Annotated in this window: 18 protein-coding genes; 13 read left to right on the forward strand and 5 right to left on the reverse strand. The window is 55.1% G+C overall.

Annotated features, from left to right (window positions below; all coding sequences use genetic code 11):
• The 13 genes from frr (at nt 1) to FY034_RS12225 (ending at nt 13,381) form a co-directional block, all read left to right on the forward strand.
• On the forward strand, nt 1-558 hold the full coding sequence (gene frr / locus FY034_RS12165) for a ribosome recycling factor (RefSeq protein ID WP_265550904.1): 558 nt from the start codon (nt 1-3) through the stop codon (nt 556-558).
• A gap of 1 nt (nt 559) precedes the next feature.
• Entirely contained in the window at nt 560-1,309 is a 750-nt protein-coding gene (locus FY034_RS12170; protein WP_265550905.1) for an isoprenyl transferase, read from the forward strand.
• Between the two features lie 101 nt (nt 1,310-1,410).
• Nucleotides 1,411-2,214 (forward strand): phosphatidate cytidylyltransferase, encoded by an 804-nt coding sequence (locus tag FY034_RS12175; protein ID WP_322573222.1) that lies wholly within the window; start codon nt 1,411-1,413, stop codon nt 2,212-2,214.
• Nucleotides 2,215-2,216: 2 nt separating this feature from the next.
• Nucleotides 2,217-3,389 carry a 1-deoxy-D-xylulose-5-phosphate reductoisomerase gene (gene dxr, locus FY034_RS12180; protein WP_265550908.1) on the forward strand — a complete coding sequence of 391 codons (1,173 nt, stop codon included), beginning with the start codon at nt 2,217-2,219 and terminating at the stop codon, nt 3,387-3,389.
• Nucleotides 3,386-4,516 (forward strand): RIP metalloprotease RseP, encoded by a 1,131-nt coding sequence (gene rseP, locus FY034_RS12185; protein ID WP_265550910.1) that lies wholly within the window; start codon nt 3,386-3,388, stop codon nt 4,514-4,516. The genes dxr and rseP overlap by 4 nt, the downstream gene beginning before the upstream one ends.
• Complete coding sequence (tsaB, locus tag FY034_RS12190) at nt 4,513-5,202, forward strand: tRNA (adenosine(37)-N6)-threonylcarbamoyltransferase complex dimerization subunit type 1 TsaB (protein WP_265550912.1); 690 nt, start codon at nt 4,513-4,515, stop codon at nt 5,200-5,202. The genes rseP and tsaB overlap by 4 nt, the downstream gene beginning before the upstream one ends.
• Nucleotides 5,203-5,297: 95 nt before the next feature.
• Complete coding sequence (gene sucC, locus FY034_RS12195; protein ID WP_265550914.1) at nt 5,298-6,461, forward strand: ADP-forming succinate--CoA ligase subunit beta; 1,164 nt, start codon at nt 5,298-5,300, stop codon at nt 6,459-6,461.
• A gap of 14 nt (nt 6,462-6,475) precedes the next feature.
• Nucleotides 6,476-7,348, forward strand: a complete 873-nt coding sequence (sucD, locus tag FY034_RS12200; RefSeq protein WP_265550916.1) for a succinate--CoA ligase subunit alpha — start codon at nt 6,476-6,478, stop codon at nt 7,346-7,348.
• A 282-nt stretch (nt 7,349-7,630) separates the two neighbouring features.
• Nucleotides 7,631-8,914: a phosphatidylserine decarboxylase gene (locus FY034_RS12205; protein ID WP_265550917.1), complete on the forward strand. Its 1,284-nt coding sequence runs from the start codon at nt 7,631-7,633 to the stop codon at nt 8,912-8,914.
• A 233-nt stretch (nt 8,915-9,147) separates the two neighbouring features.
• Nucleotides 9,148-10,983: an ATP-binding protein gene (locus tag FY034_RS12210; protein WP_265550919.1), complete on the forward strand. Its 1,836-nt coding sequence runs from the start codon at nt 9,148-9,150 to the stop codon at nt 10,981-10,983.
• A 76-nt stretch (nt 10,984-11,059) separates the two neighbouring features.
• On the forward strand, nt 11,060-11,626 hold the full coding sequence (locus FY034_RS12215) for a hypothetical protein (RefSeq protein WP_265550920.1): 567 nt from the start codon (nt 11,060-11,062) through the stop codon (nt 11,624-11,626).
• A gap of 49 nt (nt 11,627-11,675) precedes the next feature.
• On the forward strand, nt 11,676-12,137 hold the full coding sequence (locus tag FY034_RS12220) for a DUF6794 domain-containing protein (protein WP_265550922.1): 462 nt from the start codon (nt 11,676-11,678) through the stop codon (nt 12,135-12,137).
• A 107-nt stretch (nt 12,138-12,244) separates the two neighbouring features.
• Nucleotides 12,245-13,381, forward strand: a complete 1,137-nt coding sequence (locus FY034_RS12225) for an HD domain-containing phosphohydrolase (protein WP_265550924.1) — start codon at nt 12,245-12,247, stop codon at nt 13,379-13,381.
• A gap of 223 nt (nt 13,382-13,604) precedes the next feature.
• Here FY034_RS12225 and FY034_RS12230 read toward each other — a convergent pair whose 3' ends face one another.
• Genes FY034_RS12230 through FY034_RS12250 form a run of 5 tightly spaced genes read right to left on the reverse strand, consistent with a single transcriptional unit; the run spans nt 13,605 to nt 23,735 of the window.
• On the reverse strand, nt 13,605-15,341 hold the full coding sequence (locus tag FY034_RS12230) for a glycosyltransferase family 2 protein (RefSeq protein WP_265550926.1): 1,737 nt from the start codon (nt 15,339-15,341) through the stop codon (nt 13,605-13,607).
• Complete coding sequence (locus FY034_RS12235) at nt 15,338-16,660, reverse strand: methyltransferase domain-containing protein (RefSeq protein WP_265550928.1); 1,323 nt, start codon at nt 16,658-16,660, stop codon at nt 15,338-15,340. Before FY034_RS12235 ends, FY034_RS12230 begins: the two co-directional genes overlap by 4 nt.
• 11 nt (nt 16,661-16,671) lie before the next feature.
• A complete protein-coding gene (locus FY034_RS12240; RefSeq protein ID WP_265550930.1) occupies nt 16,672-16,872 on the reverse strand; it encodes a hypothetical protein in 201 nt (66 codons plus the stop codon).
• A 7-nt stretch (nt 16,873-16,879) separates the two neighbouring features.
• Entirely contained in the window at nt 16,880-20,251 is a 3,372-nt protein-coding gene (locus FY034_RS12245) for a beta strand repeat-containing protein (protein WP_265550932.1), read from the reverse strand.
• Nucleotides 20,252-20,306: 55 nt separating this feature from the next.
• The gene (locus FY034_RS12250) at nt 20,307-23,735 is read right to left on the reverse strand and encodes a beta strand repeat-containing protein (protein WP_265550934.1); all 3,429 of its coding nucleotides are present in this window, start codon (nt 23,733-23,735) and stop codon (nt 20,307-20,309) included.
• Nucleotides 23,736-23,809 lie beyond the last annotated feature (74 nt).

Here is a 23,809-nt window from a genome sequence, read left to right on the forward strand (position 1 = left end):
ATGTACAAATCAGTCATAACAGAGATGAAATCCCATATGGAAAAGTCGGTTGAGGATCTGCGCAAGGAGTATCAGCGTATCCGTACCGGCCGTGCCAGCACCTCGCTGCTGGACGAGGTAAAGGTGGATTACTACGGCAACCCTTCGTCCCTGTCCCAGGTGGCAACCCTGGCAGTACCGGAGCCGCGGACCATCACCATCACCCCTTGGGAATCCAAGATGATCGGCCCGATCGAGAAGGCGATCCTGAACGCCAACCTGGGTCTGACTCCCGGTAACGACGGCAAGCTGATCCGCCTGAACCTGCCGCCCCTGACCGAAGAGCGCCGTAAAGAGATCGTCAAAGGGATGAAAAAGATGGATGAAGACCACAAGGTCGCTGTCCGCAACATCCGCCGCAAGGCGATTGACGACCTGAAAAAGCTGGAAAAGGACAAGGCCATCACCGAGGATGAGCTGAAAAAGGCTGAAAAAGAGGTCCAGACCGTTACTGATAGCATCATTGCGAAGCTGGACGAGATCCTGGCCCACAAAGAAAAAGAGGTTATGGAAGTCTGATATGACCGGGCTGGATCCGACAAAAATGCCACGCCACCTGGCCATTATCATGGATGGTAATGGCCGCTGGGCAGAGCAGCGGATGTTGAAACGGATCGTCGGCCATCAGCGCGGCGCAGAAACCGTTCAGATGGTGGTGGATCAGGCCTCCAGCCTGGGGATCAGCTACCTGACCCTGTTTGCCTTCTCCTCTGAGAACTGGTCCCGCCCCAAGCTCGAGGTACGGGCCTTGATGGCGCTGTTGAAAAAGTACATCCGCAACGAACTGCGCCGGATGCTGAAGAACAACATCCGCTTCAATGTGATCGGCAACCGTGCCGATCTGCCCTCCGAGGTCAATGAGATCCTGGATGACGCCCTGCGGCAGACCGCATCCAATACCGGCATGGTGCTGACCCTGGCGCTTTCCTACGGAGGCCGCCAGGAGATCGCCCGCGCTGCGGCCCGGATCGCGCAGCAGGTACAGGATGGCACGCTGCAGCCGTCCCAAGTTAACGAAACCGTTTTCAGCCACTACCTGGATACGGCCGGACTGCCTGATCCGGACCTGTTGATCCGCACCAGCGGCGAAATGAGGATCAGCAACTTTCTGTTGTGGCAGTTGGCCTATGCAGAACTCTATTTCACCGACATCAACTGGCCTGACCTGACCATTAACGCACTGCACGCTGCGCTGGCCGATTTCCAGGCCCGTGAACGCCGTTTCGGCAAGACCAGCGCCCAGCTGGTTTCAATTTCGAATCAAGGATGACGGAGTCCGTCAACGCCCGCGCAGCATGTGCAGGTTGACGAACCAACGACGAACCCTTACAGAATAGCGCCTTGAGCTGGAATTGAAACACCCCAAAGGAGTTGACCATACAACGTCTGCTGACTGCATTGATCCTGCTGCCGCTGGTACTGGCGACCATCATCAAGGGTGCTCCGTGGCTGTTCGCCCTGATGTTGTCCCTGTTCTGCCTGATCGCCATGCTGGAGTTTTTTGGTATGGCCCTGCCCAACCGGAAAACCGAGCTCTACCCCTTTGCCCTGCTGGGTGCGATTGCGCTGGCAACCCCGCTGCTGGGTGATGGCCGCATCTTTATCATGTCCCTTGCGGTTGCCTTTCTGCTGGGTGGCTTTCACTTTCTGTTCAGGCTGCAGGATATCAAAACGGTGGCACAGGAACTGTCCCTGGTCATGACCGCCTTCCTGTACATCCCGTTTCTGATGGCCCACCTGCTGATGATCCGCCTGCTGCCCCAAGGGGTCAACTGGCTGCTGCTGATCATGCTGATCGTCATGACCAACGACTCCACCGCCTATTACGTCGGCAGTGCCTTTGGCAAACACCGGCTGTATCAGGCGGTCAGCCCCAAAAAGAGCATTGAAGGGGCGCTGGGCGGCCTGCTGGGCAGCCTGGGGGGCACCCTGCTGGCAAAGTTCACCTTTTTCCCGCAGCTCAGCCTTGTTGATGCCGTCATCACCGCCCTGGTGATCGGTATTATCGGCCAGCTCGGGGACCTGTTCGAGTCTCTGCTGAAGCGCAGCTTCGGCGTCAAGGATTCCGGCAGCATCTTCCCCGGCCACGGCGGCGTGCTGGACCGGATGGACAGCATCATCTTTGCTGCGCCGGTCACCTACTACTACGCGGTCTACCTCTTCGGGAGGTTTTAATCATGAAACAGATTGCCATTCTCGGTTCAACCGGTTCCATCGGTGTCAGCACCCTGGAAATCGTTGCTGCACACCCTGACAAGTTCCGGGTCATTGCGCTCTCCGGCGCAAAAAACCTTGATCTGCTGGCACGTCAGATCCGTCAGTTCAGACCCAAACTGGCTGCCGTCGCCGACCCTGCCGACATCCCGCGTCTCAAGGAACTGCTGAGCGGTGTCGAGGTGGAGCTGGCCGGGGGCAGCGAGGGGCTTTGTGCCGCAGCCACGGCACCGGGCGTACAGATGGTGGTGGCAGCCATTGTGGGAGCTGCCGGCCTGGTACCGACTGCCGCAGCCATCCGGGCCGGCGTTGATGTGGCCCTGGCAAACAAGGAGACCCTGGTGACTGCCGGCCACCTCTTCATGGAGCTGGTGGAGCGCCACAAGGTCAAGCTCTACCCGGTTGACAGCGAACACAGCGCGATCTTCCAGTCCATTGAAGGGCATCGCAGCCAGGATATCACCAAGATCATCCTGACCGCCTCCGGCGGGCCGTTCCGCGAGACCCCGCTTGAAAAGCTGCAGAGCGTCACCATCCAGGATGCCCTCAACCACCCCAACTGGAGCATGGGCCGCAAGATCACGATCGACTCGGCCACCATGATGAACAAAGGGCTGGAGGTGATCGAGGCACGCTGGCTGTTCGACGCCCCCGCTGAGAAGATCAGCGTCAACATCCATCCCCAGAGCATCATCCACTCCATGGTGGAGTATATCGACGGCTGCGTGATCGCCCAGCTGGGCACCCCGGACATGAAGGCCCCGATCGCCTACGCCCTCTCCTACCCGGAGCGGGTCAGCACCGGCGTCAAGCCGCTTGACCTGACCGAGCTTTCCGGCCTGACCTTCTATAAACCGGACCTGGAGCGTTTTCCCTGCCTCGGCCTGGCCTACCGTGCCCTGGGTGAGGGTGAGAGCATGCCGGCCGTGATGAATGCCGCCAATGAAGTTGCCGTGGAGGCCTTCCTGGACGGCCGGATCTCCTACCTGCAGATTGCGGCCTTGATTGAGAAGACCATGGATGCCCATCAGGCTCACCGCCTCGGCTCCATCGAAGAGGTGCTGGAGGCCGACCGCTGGGGTCGGGCAACGGCACGGGATATCTGCAGCACGCTCAAGTCAGGCAGGTGCCTATGATCGTCGTAAACTTTATTATCGTCCTCGGTATTTTGATCTTTGTCCATGAATTCGGCCACTTCCTGGTGGCAAAATGGATGGGGGTCAAGGTTGAGAAATTCTCGCTCGGCTTCGGTCCCAAGCTGTTCGGCCGCCAGATCGGTGAAACCGAGTATCTGATCTCGGCCTTCCCGCTGGGGGGCTACGTCAAGATGTTCGGTGAAGGCGGCTTCAGCGAGATCGAGATGATCGAACAGGAATATGAACGGGAGGCGCCCGGTTCAAAACCGGTTGAGGCCTACAAGCTGACGCCGGCCGACGAGGCCCGTTCCTTTGCCCACAAGACCATCCCGCAGCGGATGGCAATCGTCTTTGCCGGGCCGTTCTTCAACATGGTCTTTGCCTGGCTGCTGCTGATCGTGCTGTACATGACCGGCATGCCGATCCTGAAGGCAACGGTGGGCGAGGTCTTCCCCAACCGTCCGGCAGCCCTGGCAGGCATCCAAAAAGGGGATCTGATCACTGCCGTCGACGGCCAGCGCATCATTCAATGGGAAGATTTCTCGGCCCATATGGCAACCGTGAACGAGACGGTGACACTGAGCATTACCCGTAGCGGCAAGCCGCTGACCATTCAGCTGAAACCGCAGACCGGTGAAACCAAGAACCTGTTTGGCGAGATCGTCAAAAAACCGATCATCGGCGTCTCTCCGGCCTATGACTTTGCCACCGAGCGCTTCGGGCTGGTGGATGCCTTCAAGCTGGGCAATGCCAAGACCGTAGAGGTCACCCGACTGACCGTACTGTCGCTGGTCAAGCTGTTTCAGGGAGTGGTGCCGTTGAACAGCCTGGGCGGGCCGATGATGATTGCCGACATGGCCAACAAGGCGGCCCAGACCGGCGGCGCCACCTTCTTCATGCTGCTGGCCGTGGTCTCGATCAACCTGGGGATCCTGAACCTGCTGCCGGTACCGGTACTGGACGGCGGGCACCTGATGTTCTACACCATCGAGGCGGTCATCCGCCGCCCGGTCCCCCAGAAGCTACGGGAATACGCCCAGCAGGCCGGCATGATCCTGCTGATCGGGATGATGGTGCTGGCCTTTTACAACGACATTATCCGCTACTTCTTCAGCGGCAAGGCATGATCTGTCTCTGCATTGAGACCGCCGCGGCCAGGGTCGGCATCGCCCTGACCAGTGACGGCAGGCTGCTGGCAGAATCGCTGCTGGATGCCCCCGGCGGCCGTCAGAATGCGCTGCTGATGCCTGAGCTGCAGCGGCTGCTGGATCTGAACAACCTCACCACCAGCCAGATCGACCTGTTTGCCTGTGCAACCGGCCCCGGATCGTTTACCGGGGTCCGCACCGGCATTGCGGCCACCCAGGGGCTGGCACTGGCAGCAGGCAAGCCCTGCACCGGTGTCTCCACCCTGGCCATGCTGGCCATGAACCTGCCCCATGCCGCCTGGCCGGTCTGCCCCATGCTGGATGCCCGCAAGAACGAGGTCTATACCGGCCTCTACCGCACAGACGAGCACGCAACCCAACTCACCCAGGACTGCGTCATAGCCCCTGCCGATTTCTTGCAGCGGCTCAACGGCCCCACCATCTTTGTCGGTGACGGCGCCCTGCGCTACCAGGCGCTGATCCGGCAGACCATGGGGCAGAACGCCCTGTTTGCCCCGCTGTCTCACCAGCTGATCCGCCCTTCCTCCGGCTGCCTGCTGGCGGAAGCAGCCCTGCAGAACGGCACGGCCGTCCCCCCGGAACTGCTGCTGCCCACCTACCTGCGCCTTTCCGAAGCAGAATTAGCCCGCCAACAAAAAATTTAGCCAAACTATATATATTTACCAGCAATAAAAAGCACTTGTAGTCCGCCTGAAGGCTGGTATAGTTGCGCGTATACATGCATCCCAGGGAGGGACCTATGAATATTCATGAGTACCAGGCCAAGGAGATCTTGAGTACCTACGGGATTCCGGTACCCCGCAACCGGGTGGCATTGACCGCTGATCAGGTTGAGCGGGCCGCCAAGATGATGGGGGGCCACTGCGTCGTCAAGGCCCAGATCTATGCCGGCGGCAGGGGCAAGGCCGGCGGCGTCAAGCTGGTGCATCACCCGGAACAGGCCAGCGACGTTGCCAAGGAGCTGTTCGGCAAGCGGCTGGTCACCAAGCAGACCGGACCGGAGGGTTTGAAGGTACGCCGGATTCTGGTGGAAGAAACCGTGGAGATCGCCCGGGAGTTCTACCTCTCCATCACCCTTGACCGCGAGACCTCCCGTTACTGCCTGATCGCCTCGGCCGAAGGCGGGATGGATATTGAAGAGGTGGCCCAGAAAGCTCCCGAGAAGATCCATGTCCTGACCATTGACCCCTTCACCGGCCTGCGCACCTACCAGGCCCGCAAGATCGCCCTGGCCCTGGGGCTCTCCGGCGCCGTCTGCGAAGACTGCGTTGAGCTGATCCTGAACACCTACAAATGCTGTCTTGAAAGAGACTGTTCCCTGATCGAGATCAACCCGCTGGTGGTGACCCGGGCCGGCTGGCTGCTGGCCATGGATGCCAAGATCTCCTTTGATGACAACGCAGTCTATCGCCACCGTGAATACCCGGACATGATGGACTACTCCCAGCTTGACCCGCTGGAAATCACGGCCGGCAAGTACGACCTGGCCTACATCAAGCTGACCGGCAACATCGGCTGCATGGTCAACGGCGCCGGGCTGGCCATGGCCACCCTGGATGTGCTGAAGGAGTTCGGCGGCGAACCGGCCAACTTTCTGGATGTGGGGGGCGGGGCCACCCGCGAAAAGGTGGCCGAGGCGTTCAAGATCATCCTGCAGGACTGCGATGTCAAGGCGGTCTTCGTCAATATCTTCGGCGGCATCATGCGCTGCGACGTGATCGCCCAGGGGATTATCGAGGCGGCCAACGAGGTCCACTGTCCCCTGCCGATTGTGGTCAGGATGGATGGCAGCAATGTGGAGGACGGCAAAAAGCTGCTGCTTGAATCGGGCCTGAATGTACAGATCGGTGACAACCTGGGCGACGGCGCACAGAAGATCGTTGCCATGCTGGCCAAGGCGTAAGGGGGAGCGCAACCATGTCTATTCTGATCAATAAAGATTCAAAGATACTGGTCCAGGGGATCACCGGCAAGAGCGGCCTCTTCCACACCCAGCAGTGCCGCGCCTACGGCAGCCAGATCGTGGCGGGCGTCACCCCCGGCAAGGGGGGCATCCATATTGAAGGGATTCCGGTCTTTAACACCGTGGCAGAGGCGGTCCAGTACACCGGCGCCACCATCTCGATGATCTTTGTACCGCCGCCGGGCGCGGCCGATGCCATCCTGGAATCCTGCGAGGCCGGCCTGGAACTGGCGGTCTGCATCACCGAAGGGATTCCGGTGCGGGACATGGTGATTGCACGGGCGGTACAGGCCCAGAGCAAGACCCTGCTGGTGGGCCCCAACTGCCCCGGCATCATCACCCCGGGCCAGTGCAAGCTGGGGATCATGCCGGGCTACATCCACACCCCCGGCAAGATCGGGGTGGTCTCCCGCTCCGGCACCCTGACCTACGAGGCGGTCAAGCAGCTGACTGACATGGGGCTGGGGCAGTCCACCTGCGTTGGTATTGGCGGAGATCCGATCATCGGCATGAAGTACATTGACGTGCTGAAGATGTTTAACGAAGACCCCGGCACTGAAGCGGTCTTCATGATCGGCGAGATCGGCGGCGGCGCTGAAGAAGAGGCCGCCTACTGGATCAAGGAAAACATGAAAAAGCCGGTGGCCGCCTTTATTGCCGGCAGCACCGCTCCTCCGGGCAAACGGATGGGCCATGCCGGTGCCATCATCACCGGCGGCAAGGGCAAGGCCGAAGACAAGATCCGCACCCTGCAGGATTGCGGCGTCACCGTATCAATCTCTCCTACCAAAATGGGCGAGACCATGGCAGAGGCACTCAAGAAATAACCACCACAGCAACGGCAACCCATGCCCTGCTGCAGTACAGGCTGCAGCAGGGCATGGGCTTTTACTGGACAAGACCAGCGTTAATGCGCTACATACAAGCCAGATCACGCAGACAGGAACCGCCGATGCCGCACCGGAGCTACGACATAGCCCTTGCGCAGAAACACTGAAACCCGCCCCAAAGGCGGGTTTTTCGTTTTTTCAGGGTGTAAAGAAATTTTACAGTTTTCACACAACACACCGCTTTTATTAACTAATTAACATCACTTTAAGGAGCGAACAATGAAAACCAAAAAGTTTTTGACCGGCCTCCTGTCGATGTTCACCCTATGTACCTGCCTCTGCCTCAGCGCGTTCGGGCTGGACAACGGCCAGGCCCAGGTCAGGCACGAACCGATCACCCAGCAGCTGATCACCATGATGGACCATAATGCACCGCTCAAGCAGATGCTGCTCGACTCGATTGCCTCTGCCAAGAAGATCAATCCCGACAAGGTCATGAACCCGGCCCAGACCCTGGAAGAGTATTACACCTTCATGGACTGGGCCACCAAGGCCATGCCCTGGTCAATCCTGCGCAACATCCCCTACTCGTCCCTGTATGACCAGATCGACCAGAGCCTGGACTACTTCTACTACATCAACGACCAGCCCCTGGCTGCCCTGAAAAACAAGGGCTACTACAACAACTCGCTGCAGTACCACGAGCCGTACCGCAGCTGGATGATCAACTTCACCAGGGAATGGGGCATCTACCTGAGCACCGAGGCCTCCTGGAACGACCAGTACTACCAGGCAGCCCTGGCCGATCCCCGCTTTGGCCTGCAAAAGGGCTGGTATGAAGACCCGTCCAACTGGAAGACCTTTAACCAGTTCTTTGCCCGCTACCTGAAATCCCCTGACCAGCGCCCGATCGTCTCGCCCGATGACTCCTCCATCATCGCCTCACCGGCCGATTCCAAGCCGCAAGGGGTCTGGAAGATCGACAAGCATTCCAATCTGGTGGGCAAAGGGGTCAGGATCAAATCCACCCTGTTCAAATCCGTGGCCGCCCTGATCGGTGAAGACAGCGCCTACAAGAAGGCCTTTGCCAACGGCACCCTGACCCACACCTTCCTGGATGTGAACGACTACCACCGCTACCACTTCCCGCTTTCCGGCACGGTCAAAGAGGTGCGCCTGATTGCTGCCGACGATGCTGTCGGCGGCATCGTCACCTGGGATGCCAAGGCCAAGCGCTACGTGCTCGACTCAAACAACCCGGGCTGGCAGAACATTGAAACCCGCGGCTGTGTGATCATTGAAACCAATGAATACGGCCTGGTGGCCCTGCTGCCGATCGGCATGTCGCAGGTCTCATCTGTCAACTTTGAAAAAGAGGTCAAGGTGGGGGCCAGCTTTAAGAAGGGGGATATGCTGGGCTACTTCCTGTTCGGCGGCTCAGACTACGTGATCCTGTTCCAGGACAAGGTAAAGTTTACCCTGACCGTGCCCAAGGACAAAGACGGGCATTACAACCACCTGCTGATGGGTGAGCAGTACGGGAAGGTTTCAGTCAGAAGGTAGTGGAATGACCAGCGGTGGGTGTGACACCAAGCGATAGAAGCGGGTGGGAGGCATCTAGTATTAGATGCCAAGGATGAATCATAAAAAACACAAAAGCATCTAATACTATAAACCTATGCTGCATCTAATAGTATATGCCAGCATATATTATTGTAAACAAGCATCTACTATTAGATACCACAAGCTAACTGCTCAATAGTGAGTTAAACAATAAAATTGAAGGAGCACAAACAATGAGCGCTATTGCAATGTCAGAAAGAGCACAAACCGCCATAACACTCGGTGAGAGTCATTTTAGAGAGTTTAAAAGTGGATTGGAAGGCGCTCCAGGGAACAAATCAAAACGTCCAAATAAAGAGATTGCTACCAACATTGCTCAAACTCTCGTGGCATTTGCGAATGCGGATGGAGGCGAACTCCTTGTTGGAGTAGAAGATAACGGAGAAATTACAGGATTAAATGATTTTTTAGACGAAGATTTAAAGTACTTAGAAGAATCTCCACGAATTCGTATCCACAAAGATACGCCTTTAGCATCTGTAAAAATCGCCAGAGTTAATATCGATGGAAAAATAATCTTGTATTTTTCTGTGCCCAAAAGCGTCAAATACGTTCATTTGACTTCCGATGGAAGATGCCTACAACGACGTGACCTTGAATCAGTTCCAATAGCCAGTGAAAAAATAATTTTCCATAGACAAGAGGAATTGTCTCGACACTTTGATAGAGATTTTATTGAGGGGCCGCAAGCTGATGCATTAAGTCTAGATTTGGTCAATGCTGTATCTGATCAGATACTCAAAGGAATGTCCCCAGAAAAGTGCCTTCAATATCTTGAAATAGGCGAATACTCATTTTCTGGTTTGAAGTTGAGGAGAGCTGCCCTTCTTCTATTTGCAAAGGACCCGAACCGTTGGCATCCTCGATTACAAGTTAGAATAATAAAAGTGGACGGTACGGATCTGAAAACCGGAGAAGCTTACAACGTAATTACTGATCAAATTGTAACAGGCAATATACTCACATTAGTCGACAAAAGCTGGGAGTCTCTGAGGCCACATCTCGTCCAGACAAAATTAGAAAAAACTGCAAAATTTGAACAAAAATCTATTTATCCAGAGTTGGCATGTCGAGAGGCTTTATTGAACGCTATAGCTCATAGAGACTATGCACAAGAGGGCCGCGGAATAGAAGTTTATGTTTTCAGTGACAGGCTAGAAATTAAAAGTCCAGGTGCGTTATTATCAACTATCAACTTGGAAGACATAATCCTTCAAAAAGGCGCGCATCAATCAAGAAATACATACATTGCAAGAGTGTTAAGGGAACTCGGGTACATGAGAGAACTTGGTGAAGGTATGCGGCGCATCTATGACTTGATGCAAACAAACGAACTTTCACCTCCAGAGCTTCGGAGTAATTCAGATACATTCAGTATTGTCCTAAATAACAAACCAATTTACTCAGATAAAGATCAATTGTGGCTTGACCAATTTGATATTACTGATTTGGACAGAGAAAAGAAGTCAATAATTCTACTTGGCCAAGAAGGAAGGGTGTTTTCTGCTCAGGAAATATGGGATGTTGTCGGTATCGTTGACACCGAACATTATCGTAGGCTTGTTGATTCGTTGCAAAAATATGGGATTTTAACTCCAAGCGTTGATCGTGATACTGCAAAAAAAATAGCTCGAAAAAAGAAAATACCTTACCGAGAATTTCCAAGGTACCAAATTCAAATTCCAGGTCAAACCTTGAGCAAACCTCCTTCCAAAACGCTTAAATCACATTCAATTATTATTGAGAGTGAGGAGTTAAGAGATGACAGGAAGAGGATATGGGTTGGCAACCTAAACACTGACACAACGAGAGACAACTTGTTTGATGAATTTGCAAAACTCGGTGATATTGAAGAGATTTTTATCCCTATGGATGGCAACAAAAATAAGGGATATGCATTTATAGAATTTTCAGAGAACAAAAGCGTATCCGCTGCAATTGATCTTGATAAACAGCTCACTATAAATGGTCGGTCTTTAACAATCCGAAATGCTAATCGACGAGGGTGAAAATGTCTAACAAAGTGCAGCAGCGGCCGGCAAACAATCGCCGCCGCTGTGCTCTCAGCCGTTGGATGAGTAGAAAATGAAAAAGCAAATTATGAAACATCTCAGATTTCTGCTGGACGTCATCGGAGCCGTTTCGCTTGTGGCGTTTGCTGCATTCGTAGTGTTGAACTTCCAGCAAGTATCCGGCTTGATTGGTGTCCAACGACCGAAAGTAGATCAACTGACTCCGAAGAGAGCCATGTTTGTACTTAATTGGGGTAACATTGGCGAAAAAGCCAAGATCGATAAAATCATGCATAGTTATGAATCACCTCGATCCTTGACTGGAGATCATCTGGACGCCTACTGCATTAAGATAGATAACTTCCCCGATTCAGTTTTGAAAGTCGATGAAGGACGTCCACAGGAATGGTCGCAGGCTCCGGTAACAGAGCGGATTTTAAAAGTAGCAGTCGAGCTTTCGAGTAATGCGGCGGCATCAGATGGACTAAAATGGTTTCCCAAGGCGACCGATCTGAATAGCGACAGGTTTTACTTATCATTTCATCAAATTGTATTACACGATCAGTTCCCAACTGCTGTTCAGCTCATCGCCTACGACCGGAAAGAAAAGCTTCTGTACTATCTGAGTTACAAAACATGACATCCAAACCGACAATGGCACTTGGCCTCCGCCACCGTTGATGAAGATTATGAAAAAGAAAATTCTTCAAATATCAATTTTTGTTATGCTCATCAGCCTGATGTTGTTCGGAGGCAGGCAATACTATCTTGAACATGTAAAGTATGCTGCCCTGGAAACCGAGCTAAGAAAGATACATCGACAGATGGAAGCGGACTTTCCGAAGGAATTGATTGAGAAAGCCCAGCATTTCGGCATCGGGATCTCAATCAGAAACACTTATGGACTGTGGGGCAGTGAACAAAGCCCGCTTAAACAGGAGCTGCAACTAGCTGGTGTGACACATCCGGATGATATGTCGAGCATAATAGTGGAGACGTACGTACGGGCGAAAAAGGGTATCCCATTCAAGTTGTACCGATTGATCAAGCTTCAACAAGCCTTTTACGAATCGAAGGATAAACAGGAACCACTTAAAAAGCTCGCAGATGAATTCTACATCTACGAGCAGTACCGAAAAGATCAACGATGAAATCACCCCGTGAACGTTCCGGGAGTAACAAAACATTTGAAGTTAGCCAAACAAAACCATACACTTTGCCGGAGTTTCTGACTTATCAGAAAAACCAAGGAACAGACATGCCTCCTCAACCAACCACACGGAATACGACACCGCTTGTCCTGATCGTTGACGATAGCAGGGCGGTGCGGGTCTTTGTCCGGGAGCTGCTGGAACAGGCCGGCTATGCTGTTATTGAAGCTAACGATGGCGTTGCCGGACTGGAAGTGCTTGCCACAAGGAAGCCGGATGTTGTTTTGCTGGACATTGAAATGCCCCACAAAACAGGGCTTGAAGTGCTTGATGAGCTGGATGCCAGCAGCAGGTTGTATTCCGTGATCCTGTTTACCACCCTGTCCAGCCTTGATTCGATTGTGAACGGCCTGGAACGCGGGGCAGACGACTACATCGTCAAGCCGTTCAAGGAGGCCGAGTTTCTGGCCCGGATGACCGCTGCAATCCGGATCGCCCATAACAAGCGTCTGCTGTTTGAGGCCCGCTTGAAGGCGGAGCAGACCAACACGCAGTTGCGCCAGTTGCAGAGCATCCTGTCGGATCAAAAACTGACCGAACAGAAGATCAGGGAGATCTCCGAGGCACAAAATGCCACCATCTTTGCCATGGCAAAACTGGCCGAGTTCCGGGATGAGGATACCGGCGGGCATCTGGAGCGGGTCAAGGAGTATTGCCGGCTGCTTGCCGATGATCTCAACCGCCACTCACCCTATTCTGATCTGATAACCGCGGAGTTCATTGATTGTATCCAGCATGCGGCCCCGCTCCACGACATCGGGAAGGTGGCCATTCCCGACCATATCCTGCAGAAGCCTGAAAGGCTGACCCCCGAAGAGTTTGACCGGATGAAGACCCACACCGTTATCGGTGCCGATAACCTGCAGCTGGTCTACAACAACTACCCCGGCAATCTGTTTGTGGGAATGGGGATTGAGATCGCGCTCTACCACCATGAGCAGTGGGATGGATCAGGCTACCCGGATGGCCTGGTGGGCAAGAACATACCGTTGCCGGCCCGGATCATGGCCCTGGCGGATGTGTATGACGCGTTGCGCTCGGACAGGTGTTACCGCAAGGCCATGACCCATGAGCAGGCCAGAACCATCATCCTCGAAGGTGACGGCAGGCATTTTGATCCTGAAGTGGTGATGGCATTTTTACGTGTTGAGACTATTTTTGCCAAGACCGCCGAGGAGATCTAGGGCGGTTTCATAAAATACAATCGCAACGTCCCGCCGCTGCCAAGCCAGCCTCAGCCGCATATGACCGCTTCAGTTTGTCCGTAGCAACCAACAGCCACTGGTGGATCAGAGCAACCCCGGAAACAGTCCCCGTATGTCACGAAGCGCAGGTGCAGACGGTGCTAGGAGCACAGTAAAGTGCCATCAGCTATTCCAGTCCAGCCCCTGTTTGACCATTCTGACATTATTGCAGTTTGGCAAGCCATTCTGCAGTGACATTCTCGCGATAATCCCTTGCAGGCTTCACGTCGGCAAGCGCAGCAAACGAAGGGATAACAGTTCCAGACTGTGCAACCTGGATGTCGTAGTCAATCACCGTCACCGATGCCGCCCGCCTGCGCCACAAGTCGGCACGCGCATCAAAATCCAGCAGCCAGGAATCCTCCCGCAGATTGGTCATTGAGTCAGCATCGTCGTCAAATACAAACCCCAGATGCCGGAGCGTCAGCTCATAGGAGGCCAGGAAGTCGGCTGGATTACGCCGGTAGATCACAACGTCAACCTCGCGTCCGTCAAATAGCTCAAACAGCGCATCCAGTTCGGATACTTCCCGCAGCAGAGACAGCGCCTCGTTCGAATAGATAAGCTGCGGCAGAGCCGATTCCACCTGGGCACGCACCGTTTGGTACACCTCCTGCCTAAGTAGCTGCAAATCTGCCCCGTCACGCCCCAGCACGACCTTGAACATGGCCGACCGGCACAGCTCCCGCTGTACCGGCTCACGCAGGCAGTAGGCGGACAATTCAAGGTGCACATTCTCCAACCACTTCCCCACCGGAAAAACCGGGGCACCGACCTCATCACGCAGGAATCTCTGGATCGATTTGGTCCCGGTCTTGAAATGCCCGATATGCAGGAGGATCCGTCCCTTGGCCGCCGCCACCTCCTGGGTGGAGCATCTGAGGGTGTTTTTCAGCAGATACAGATGTTCAGCCTTGAGCAGGCGGTTCCTCAGTTTGGCACCGTCCAGTTCATGCTGTAATGCCTCCCGTTGCTTCGCCAGTTCCAGGTTTTGGGCAAAGACATCATAGTCGTACAAAGCTGCGCTCAACTCGCAGGGATGCGGCGTGGCAACAAAGTTGCCCAGGAAGGACGGAAAGATCGCCGGCCGTTCAAATTTCTTGCCCCTGATCCGCAGATACTCCTGTTGCAGTTCCTCAAATTTCTCGACTGAGCCCTGATTGGTCATGACCCCGCCATGAACCTGATGAAAGGTGGCCTCGCCGAGCAGTATGACCGGTGCTATGTCCGGGAGTGCACACGCCCGTACCCAGGTATCAAGGTTTACCAGCCCCCCGCCCGGCTCCTGAAAACGCTCGTCATAGCCTCCCAGTTCAGCCCATAACGTCCGCGACATGAAAAGGCCGTTGCTTTCACAGATCGGATCAAACCAGGTCGGTCCGGATGACTCATCAAAGACCGAGACATCAAAAAGCCTGTAGCCGTTTGTCTGCCACTGGATGCTGTCGAGCATCAGATCTTCGACATCGGCACAATATCCGTCCAGCAGGATACTTTCCCGCTGCACCCGTGGCCCCAGATACCTGCCACGGCTGCCGACAATGGCACGCGGGTGCATGCCGAGCGCCTCCCTGGCGCGGAACAGCAGGCCGGGTGACGCCATGCGTGCCCCGTCGATAAAGACGCCGACATATTTGCCTGTGGACAGATTAAGCCCCATGTTAATGGCGCGGGCCGGGGATGGAGACGGCTTGTCAATGCGATAGATCTGCAGATCGATTCCCAGACTGTGCAGGCCGGCTAAATCGGGCATGCTGCCTGAGCCGTTGTCGATCACGATGACTTCATACTCGTCCCGCTGCAGCCCCAACTGGAACCGGGGAGAGAGCGAGTAGAGGGTACGCGGCAGTTCACGCAGGATGTTCCAGCAGACGATAACGATCGAGAGGCGTGGTTTCATAGGAGATTACCCAGCATCCTGGGGAGGCTGTCATGGTAGAAGGTTCTTACCGGCTGCATATCCGCCGGTACAGCGGCATGGCAACGAACCGTCTTCACCCGTGACAGGAGCTGGCCAATAACCGGGTCGCTTGGATGCAGGGCCCCTTTCCTCTGCAGCACGTCCTGTGGCGGGTCCTGCGGCTTCTGCCAGCTATCAACAATAAAATCAAAGCCTTTACTAAAATTCTGATTCCCGGCATCAGCTCCGAGCACAATGAGTGTCCCGGCAGGGTATGTATCCACCGGGATCAGTTCCAGATCCGGACGCACATCCCGCAATATCTGCACGATCTTCCAGACATCGCCGGTCCAAGCCAGGGTTTCACGCTCTCTACGAGCCTGAACTGGATGATTGGGATAGATGTCATCCAGCACAATGATGGTGCCGGGATGGCTGCGCGCCTCAATATTGATGAAATCCTTGATAACATTTTCAATCAGGTGCATGCCGTCGATATAGACCAGATCAAGCATACCCTGGTAGGCCCGATTGGATTCATCAAAAAAATAGTCGTCACTGGTTGCAACGACAATTTTTTCCCACAGCGGATTATCTGGCCCCATACAAGGTGCCGGGTCGATACCGAGGGCCGGGCAGTTGGCAAGCTGCAGACTCGCCCCCATGAAGACACCGATCTCCAGATAAAAGCGGGGTTCCAGGACCTGGTGGAGATACTGGAGGAAGTCACTGGTGGGCGCGGCCCCCCGCATCACCTCATAGGCGGCATCCGGGTGCGGAGTAAAGGCGTCATATTCTTGAACAACCGGCAATGCAGCCTCTGCAACCGGCCGGCGCCACTCCTTTGAACGGAAAACCCCCACGACGTTGTAAAACGGACCACGCTCATCACGCCACGATTCCACCAGTTCAAGCCCGGCATATCGCGCCAGTGCCTGGCAGCTGTCGGGCAGAAACCGGTAACAATCCACCGGGTAGCGATGGATGGCCCCTGCCGATGGTGCAATAAGGATAATAACCCCTTCAGGACTGCACACCCTGGCCATCTCCTTGAAGAGCAGCCAGAAAAATTCACAATGTTCAAAGGTTTGCCCTGAGATCACGACATCAAAGCCGCCGTCATGAAACGGAAGCTGGTACGGGTCTGCCTGCACGGCATTGAGCCGTGTATCGCCGGCAATATCGCTAACCAGATATTCGCATCGGGTGGCAGCAGCAAGCGTTGAGGCAAAAAGCGGCCGGTATGAGCCGTTGATTTCCGCCCCGCCCACATCCAGCACCCTGAGGATTGGCCGCCCGGCCAGTACCCTGTCCGGCAAAATATGCCGCTTTATGCAAGCCTCCATGTTATCGAAAGAAGATTGATGCATGCCGTGGTTTCCCTTCGGATGGCCAAGGAAGCGTTCAGCGCCTGCTGCTCCGGATGGACGGTAAAAAACAGGCCCATAATGACAAAATCGGTAGGTTTTTCAAGTCTCAGTTGAACAGCAGAGAGAAACAGAGACGCCGGCATCATTTTCAGGTCAAACAAAAGAGCGCTACTTGGTGATCCCGTTGTTGATGCCGACCAGTTGACCTGAGTAGCCGCCACGTCCTGTCACGGTACCGCTGGCGGAACAAGCGCTGATCGTTCCGTTGTTCACACCGGCAAAGCCCCCCCTGAAACCGCCTGTGCCGCTTACGGGGCCGCTGGTCTGGCTGTTGTTGACAGTCCCGTTATTACTGCCGAGCATACCGCCGATAAAGCCTCCCCCAAGGCCTTGCACCGTTGTTGAACTTGCACAACTGGTGATGGTGCCGTAGTTGATGCCGGCCAATGCGCCAACACTGCCGTATCCGCTTACCATGCCGCTCTTGAGCGTCGTGTTCTGTACCGTGGCATTTGCACCAACAACACCGAACAGACCGACACGATTGAGCGTTCGTTGCCTGCTGATCAAATTGTTAATGCTGTGCCCCTGGCCGTTAAAGCTGCCGGAAAACGGCACTGAATAGCTAGCCACCGGCGCAAAGCCGGAACTACCCCAGACATCGCCACTGCCGGATGTGCCGTTTGCATCAACATCCGTATTCAACGTATAGGCGGCAGCAGGATTCAGCGCCATAAGTTGCAACTGATGCGCCGTGCCGATTGTGGTGGAGTATTCGCTTGCCAGCATCGGGTAGGTTGCTCCATAAGCGCCATTCGCATTATTCAGCGTACCGTCGTTATCCACGATAACCCACACTGGTGTTTTGAAATCAAACCCGATGAAATTGCCGGTTACCAGCATATCCGCGCCATTCAGCCCCTGCCCGCCGGCTGAAGCCGTCTGCCCGGATGCTGGTATGTTCCAGTAACTGTTGTTGACCGTTCCCTGGTTTCCACCGACCAGTCCACCGACTGCAGAGCCGGAGCCGGTTACATTACCAGCAGCGTAACTGCTGGCAACCGCAGCTCCCTGAACGTTCGCCCCGACCAAGCCGCCTACATTAGAACCTCCGCGTACCATACCGGTTGCATAACAGTTGTTTATGGTTCCCTTACTGCCGTTGTTGCCAACAAGCCCTCCGACACCGCTACCGGCACCGCTTACACTTCCCGTAGCATAACTCAAACTGATGGCACCCGTACTGGCGCCAGCCAGTCCACCCACGGTATTGCCGCCGCCCCGGACATTGCCGGTGAAGAAACAGTTGTTGAGCGCCCCCCCGTTGAGGTATCCCACCATCCCTCCAACATTGCTGGAACCGCTGACATTGCTGCCGATCAGTCCCACATTTTTGATGGAGGAGGCTGGCGATGTGGTTCCAAACAGGCCGACAGAACTGACCGTAGGCTGGTTAATGACCAAGTTTGCGATGGTATAGCCCTGTCCATCAAAACTACCAGAGAATGGTGTATTGCTATTGCCGACTGGGGCGAATCCCCCTGTGCCCCAGACATCCGAACCGTTTCCGGTGGCTGAGGCGTCTATGGTTGCACCTAGCGTATAATGTGCGGCAGGAGCCATTGCCATCAGTTGCAACTGGCGAATCGTGGTGATGGCTGTGGTGTATTGCGAGGCGGCTATCGGCAGGGTAACACCGGGTGCTCCGTTGGCATTATTCATCGTGCCGTCCTGATCGATTATGACCCAGCCGGCTGCACCTGGAGTGGTGGTAAAACTGATATTCAAGCCTGAATAACTGTTCACGCTTGTCATTTTTGCGCCCGGGTCGACATCAAACAGATACGGCACCCCGGGGGTCATCACCAGTAATTGGAATTGGTGGGCGTTATGCACCACGGCTGAGTATTCCGAGGCCAGCAGCGGGTATGTAGCCCCCGTTACTCCTCCGGCGTTGTTCAGACTGTTATCCGTGTTCACAATTACCCAACCGGATGCACCGGGGGTGGTCGCAAAAGAAAACCCAGCCAAACTGGAAACGCTTTTCATCTGGCTGCTGGTCAGTCCTGTGCCCCCGGCGGAAGCCGTCTGGCCTGAGGTACTGACATTCCAGTAGCTGGTGATTATGTTACTGCCCGGCTCTGCATATCCGACCAGCCCACCGACGTTTTTACCCTTGCTGTTCACCAGGCTGACGGAGTAACTGCTGGTAATACTGTTGCCGCCGCTGCCGTTGTCAGTCCAGATGATTCCCGCCAAACCTCCGGTATTGATACTGCCGGTAACCACGCCGGTGGCGTAACTTTGGGTGATAGTGACAGCACTGGATGAATCGCTGGCATACATTTGCCCCACAAGGCCACCGACGCCGTTGTTCCCCTGGACAGCGCCGATGGCATAGCAGTTGCTGATCTCGGTGTAATCTTTTGCCGAACCAACAAGACCACCAACATTGTTCCCGCTCGACAGGACTGTACCCGTAGCATAGCTGTTGGTAATCATACCGTAATTTTCTCCTACCAACCCGCCTACGGCCGTTGCGGCCATGCCGTTCGCCTGAACGACTGTAGCCGAGACGTTGCCCATGGCAAAACTGGTGGTGATTGTACCGGAATTACTTCCAGCCAGTCCTCCGACATCATACCCCCCGCCTGTCACGGCGATCGAGGTAAAGCTGTTGCTGATCGTTCCGTTGTTGTCCCCGACCAGGCCGCCAACATACAGGTTGCCTCTGATGCTCCCCCCGGACAGCCCGATATTTCTGATGAACCCCACGTTTCGCATACCATTGCCGACAACGCCAAATAGTCCGACATAGTTATTTGTGCCTGACTGGACATAGTCTGTCGGCAAGTTGATGGTAATGTTTCTGATACGGTGTCCCAAACCGTCGAAGGTACCCATAAACGGATTAGTACTAGTGCCGATCGGTATAAAGCCTGCATTGGATCCCCATGCGGCCGTTGCCGTGGCATCAATATCGCTGCCTAGTGCATAGTTGCCGGACAGATTGGCTGTCGCCGCCATCCCCTGCAGTGTTGGAATGAAAGGTGGTGCCTGGGCATCAGCTGCCGATCCAAGACTATTGATCACGGTATAGCGGGTACCAGAGATACTTAACGCAGGGGTTGCGCCTGAGAGGGTTATTGCGGGCACTGCAAGTATATAGCTCCCAGAACCGCTCGGTTGCTCACTGCCGTTAGCTGTGTTTGGACTGATCGTCAGCCCTGCTGTAGCTCCGGTGGCGACGATACCGGCATTGATACTGACATTGTTTGATGCTGTCAGCGTCAGTGTACTGTTGGCATTCCAGGTCACGGTGTCACTGATGATCACATTGCCGGACCCAGCGTTCTTGCCCTGGCTGCTTTGCAAGGTCACACTTCCAGCCGCCAGTCGGGCCGAAAGGTCCGCACCAGTGATGTCGCCACCGACAGGAGCAACTACGAAATCATTGGCCGCATGTGCCATAGCAGCCCAGAGAATCAACGAAATAATAACAAGCCAGAGGTGGTTTTTAGTTGTTATACGGAGATGCATGACCTTCTCCTTGATCGTTTTGTCGCTATCACGGGTTTTCCAGTACGGGGTATGCTTATGGTGTATAGCCAGCCGGCATGTCGCGTAATGCTGGATAGGTCTGCATCTGCCAGATATTGGTAAAGTCCCAGCCGGAAAAGCTGGATTGCTGTTGCATCTGCGCGTCGCTCAGGCCGGTACCGCCACCAGCACTGCTCGACTGGCCGGAGGTGGTAGTATCCCAGTAACAGCCTGTGGTTAAGCAGTTTAAGCACCACCCTACCAAACCACCGGTAGCAACCATCTTGTTTGCCAGTACCATTCCCCTGGCATAACAGTTGGTGATCGTACCCACATTACTTTCTCCAATTACCCCTCCTGCTCTTCCACCCCTTGCATTCACCTTGGTCGATGCATGGCTGTTGCTGATGGTGCCAGCGTTGTTGTATCCCACTATTCCACCGACATATCTATATCCATAGGTACTGCCGTCAGCAGAGCAAGTGCTGACGGAGCTATTGTTGTTGTACCCGACCAATCCACCGATATTGTCTCCACACCCTGGTTGTCCGATAACCTCGCCACTGACAAATGCTGTTGCATAGCTGTTGCTGATCGTGCTTGCGTTGTTGTACCCCACTATTCCACCGACATTGGTGTTTCCACGTATGCGGCTTCCTGAAAGCCCGACGTTACGTATTGCCGCCTTGTTTGTGTAGCCGAGCAAGCCAACATTATTGTCCCAGCGATTGATCGAAAGCCCGCTGACTTTATGCTGTTGGCCATCAAAAACGCCGCTGTAGGGGGCGGCAGCACTCCCCACCGGCACAAAACCCAGCGTCCCCCAGACCTCTCTGCCGCTGGCGGTACCTTCAGCAGCAATATCCGCCCCCAGACTGTAGCTTGCCCCCAGGTTCATCAGCATCAGTTGGAGCTGGTGTGCATTGATGACCGTGGTTGAATATTCAGTCGCCAGCATCGGTGAGGTCGCTGCCGCCGCGCTGCTGGCCGATGCCTGCAAACTGCCGTCGGTATTGACCACAACCCAGCCCTGCGCACCCGGTGTTGTGGTTAAAACGAAGTTGGGGAAACTGGATGAAACCAGCATCTGTGCCGCTGTCAGCCCCATAGCTCCCGCCGCTGTGCCGCTGCCGACCCCGTTCGCACTGAGACTGCTGTTCCAGTAGCCGTTACTGATGGTACCCTTGTTGCTCCCCACCAAGCCCCCGGTATTCGCTTTTCCGGCCACACTGCCGGTGGCATAGACGTTGCTGACCGTGCCGTTGTTGGTACCTGCAAGACCACCGGCATTGGCACCACTCCCGTTGGCACCGCCAGTGGCATAGCAGTTGCTGACCGTACCGTTGTTGTTACCCACCAGACCGCCGCAGGAGGAATTATTACCGCAATCTGTCCTGCCCAGTGCGTTGCTGTAACTGATGCTGCCGCTGTTAAGCCCTGCCAATCCACCCATTTCGCCGGTTACACCGACGTCGCCCACCTGGCCGCCGGCATAGCTGGCACTGATACTCCCCGCAAGTTCATTGGTCCCGACCAGGCCGCCTGCCTGGTTCGTGTTGTTTGTCACACGTGCCAACGCGTAGCTGGCGTTGATCTGCCCTGTGTTGACGCCGACAAAGCCGCCCACGTCATCAATGCCGGTAACGCTGCCGGAGGCATGGCTGCTGCTGATCGTGCCGCTGTTGGAGCCGACAAGCCCGCCGCTGCCGCTGCTTCCGTCCCCATTGCCGGTAACATTTGACTGTTCAGCATAACAGTTGCTTATGGTGCCGTTATTGTTGCCAGCCAGTGAGCCGACACTGTTCCGGCCGGTTACCGTACTGGCGCTCATGCCGACCCTGCTGATCGCAGAGGCCGCCCCCGTGTAACCGAACAGGCCAACGTTATCGTTTCCCTGGGCATTGATCGTGAGCTGCCTGATGGCATAGCCGTTGCCGTTTAACGTTCCGGTAAAGGGTGTTGTTGCACTGCCGACCGGCACAAAGCCTGAGGCCCCCCAGATGCCTTGACCGGTTCCGGTCACCGCAGCATCAATATCGGCACCAAGCCTGTAGTTCGCATTCAGATTTGTTGCCATCAACTGCAACTGGAGCACATTGTAGATCGTGGTGGAATATTCAAACCAAAGCAGCGGAAAGGTCACCCCCTCCAGGATGATCCAGGTATTGGTGAAATCAAAGCCGGTAAAGCTTGCCTGACTCTGCATCTGTGCCGTGGTCAGTCCTGTACCGCCGTCTGACGCAGATTGGCCGGATGTTGTGCTGTTCCAGTAACTGGTACTGATTGTGCCGCCGATGTTGACCCCGACAAGTCCGCCCACACTCGACGTCCCCGCAACAGCTCCTGTGGCGTAACAGCTTACGATCTGCCTGGGGCCCGTATTAAGTATATCCCCATTGGAACCTACCAGCCCGCCGACATTAGTGCCTTTGCCACTCACAGTGCCTATTGCATAGCTATTGCGGATTACCCCCGAACTGGCTCCCGCCAAAGCGCCGACATTCTGCCCATCCAATGTGGTCACCGAACCAGCGGTATAACTGTTTTCAACCGTGCCTAATGCGGTATTGTAACCAACCAGACCGGCAGTATTATTACCGCCAGTCACATCAGCCTTTGCATAGCACTGACTGATCAGTCCGTTATTCTCGCCTGCAAGGCCACCAACACGATAATTACCCGTGATCTGCGCATCGACCAGCTTCACGTTCCGGATCACAGCTCCACTCGCCGTGGCACCGAATAAACCGACCCCCAGCTTTCTGCTAGCCAGCTGAATGGAAACATTCTTGATCGTGTGCCCCAATCCATCAAAATTTCCGGCAAACGGACTTGTGGCAGGCGATTGTGGATTATCGCCGCGCACACCAATCGGGGCAAACCCCGCGCCTGAGTTCCAGCTGCTAGTCGCCGTAGCATCGATATCGCTGCCGAGCGCGAAATTCTTTGCCAGGTTTGCGGTTGCCGCCATGCCCTGCAAGGTTGGCGTTGTTGGCGGTGTAACGGCATCCGTTGCCGCACCGAGGCTGTTGACGACAGCATACGTAATCCCTGCAATCTTCAGTGCCGGTGCGCTGCCGGAGAGGGTGACGGATGCGCCGTTAAGACGGTACAGGCCGGTAGCTGTCGCTGATTCGCTGCCATTTGCCGTTGCCGGACTGATTGTTAAGCCGGCTCCAGCGCCGCTGGCGGAGATCTCTGTGTTGATAATGACGTTGTTCGAGGCTTCCAGAGCCAATATGCTGTTGGCAGCCCAGGTCACAATATCGTTGATGACCACATTGCCTGACCCACTATTCTTGCCCTGGCTGCTCTGCAGCGTTACGTTACCGTTTGCCAATTGCGCCGAAAGCGCCGCCCCGGTTATGTCGCCACCACTCGGCGCAACAATATAGTCGTTGGCAGCATGTGCTTTGATTGCAAAGATTACCAGTGCGGCCGCTGTCAGCCAGCAGACTCTCTTACTATTGGCCTGAATGTTCATCGGATTCTCACTTATCTTAGATTGGTTTTAAACCATCAGCCATTGCAGGACAAAAACAAACAGTGGATATAATT

The organism is Trichlorobacter lovleyi, assembly GCF_015239775.1.
Classification (GTDB): domain Bacteria; phylum Desulfobacterota; class Desulfuromonadia; order Geobacterales; family Pseudopelobacteraceae; genus Trichlorobacter; species Trichlorobacter lovleyi_B.